At 67.5% G+C, this 1,309-nt stretch carries 4 protein-coding genes; all 4 read right to left on the bottom strand.

Going from position 1 to position 1,309, the window contains the following annotated elements:
• Positions 1 to 192 (bottom strand): hypothetical protein (locus AC1DU6_RS31585; RefSeq protein ID WP_477862123.1); only part of this gene is annotated, 192 nt, incomplete at its 3' end.
• The gene (locus AC1DU6_RS31580; protein ID WP_457325011.1) at positions 179 to 415 is read right to left on the bottom strand and encodes a hypothetical protein; all 237 of its coding nucleotides are present in this window, start codon (positions 413 to 415) and stop codon (positions 179 to 181) included. The genes AC1DU6_RS31585 and AC1DU6_RS31580, both read right to left, overlap by 14 nt.
• A complete protein-coding gene (locus tag AC1DU6_RS31575; RefSeq protein WP_457325013.1) occupies positions 412 to 600 on the bottom strand; it encodes a hypothetical protein in 189 nt (62 codons plus the stop codon). Before AC1DU6_RS31575 ends, AC1DU6_RS31580 begins: the two co-directional genes overlap by 4 nt.
• A 241-nt stretch (positions 601 to 841) precedes the next feature.
• The coding region (locus tag AC1DU6_RS31570) for a glycoside hydrolase (RefSeq protein WP_477862120.1) at positions 842 to 1,309 on the bottom strand (468 nt) is incomplete at its 5' end.

Raw genomic sequence — 1,309 nt, 5'->3', positions numbered from 1 at the left:
GGGCATCGTGACGGGCGTGGGCGAATTGAAGGCGGCAGCCAATCGGGCGCCGAAGAGCGGGCCGGTGGCGATGGCCATCACCAGGTTCCCGTCGCCATCGCGGGCGCTGATCCTGCCGGCGGCGCTGTCGAAGGCCCAATGGCTGACGCCGGCCTCGGCGCCAAGATGGCGGTTCGCATCAAGCAATCCCATGATCGTCTCCTGCTCTGGCGGCGAACTCGGCGACGGTGTCTTGCCACTCGTTCCAGCCGCCTTCCTTCACCTCGATGGCGCACAGAAATTCCATCTCGAAGCGCTTGGCCTGAGCCTCACGCCTGAGCCTGGCTCGCTCTTCGACCCGCTTGGCCCGGGCCGCGAAACGCCGCGGCATCTTCTCGAGCAGCGCGGCGAAGCCGACAGGTTTGTTGACCATCAAAGCACCGTCCTCCGCGGGTCCAGTTCGGTGCCTTCCCAGGCCTCTTCATCGGTCGTCGGCTGCGCGGCGAGGTGCGGCGCGTATTCGGCTTCCCATGCGCGCAACTGGCTGATGGTGATGCGCAGCAGCGAGGCGCTGGCCCAGAGCGCGTCATCCGGGGCAAGTGGGGTGGATTGAGATTGCATGTTGGCTCCTGTTTTCGATGGAGCCAGTCTCGGAGCCGGCCGGCCGCGGGGGTATCGCCCTTTGGGGGTGCCGAGGGGGGGTGGGCGGGCGGGCATCCCCCGTCGTATCCCTCCAAAGGGGGATGGCGGTCGACTCGAAAGCCAACACCTCAGATGCGAGAAAGGCGCCTAGGCTGTTGATTTCGCTAGGGATTCGTGGGCCTACGGCACCGGAGCCTGCGTCTGCGCCCGGGAAGGTGTCTCAGCCAGGGTTCAGTGCCGTCGCGGGCGGGCAGAAAGTCCTGGGCAGCACCGAGCGCCCGCTGAGTCTGACGCAGTTCGGCTGCAGGCCCTGCCAGGCCCGGCTGCCGAAGTTGGCTGTCACGGCCCTGCCGTCTGCGTAGCTGACCTGCTGCACGCTGTGGTCGTCCGTGAGCCACGCGAAGGCCGTGAGCGCCACGGGTGCCGACACGCCGTGCACGGCCTGGAAGTCGTCATGCGCCGCCTTCAGCCAGGCGGCGGCACTGGCGAGGTCGCGCCGGTCAAGGTTCCACAGAGTCGGCACGCCATACAGCAACGAACGAGCGTAGCGGCGCGCTTCCTGGCCCACCACCTTGGTCAGGCTGAGCTCCCAACGATCCACGGTCACCAACGCGTCGTGGTAGACCGCATCGAACAGGGGCAGGCGATCAGCGGGTTCGAACAGAGCGCGTGCTTCGTCAGCCGTGGG

The sequence above is a fragment of the Roseateles sp. P5_B10 genome, assembly GCF_056400485.1.
Note: the sequence above shows the minus strand (reverse complement) of the source record. Positions and strands in the feature narration are given on the sequence as shown.

What these genes read in the sequence shown, in the direction of transcription:
- AC1DU6_RS31575 (WP_457325013.1), bottom strand. Translation starts at nt 600, where the DNA reads ATGCAATCTCAATCCACCCCACTTGCCCCGGATGACGCGCTCTGGGCC.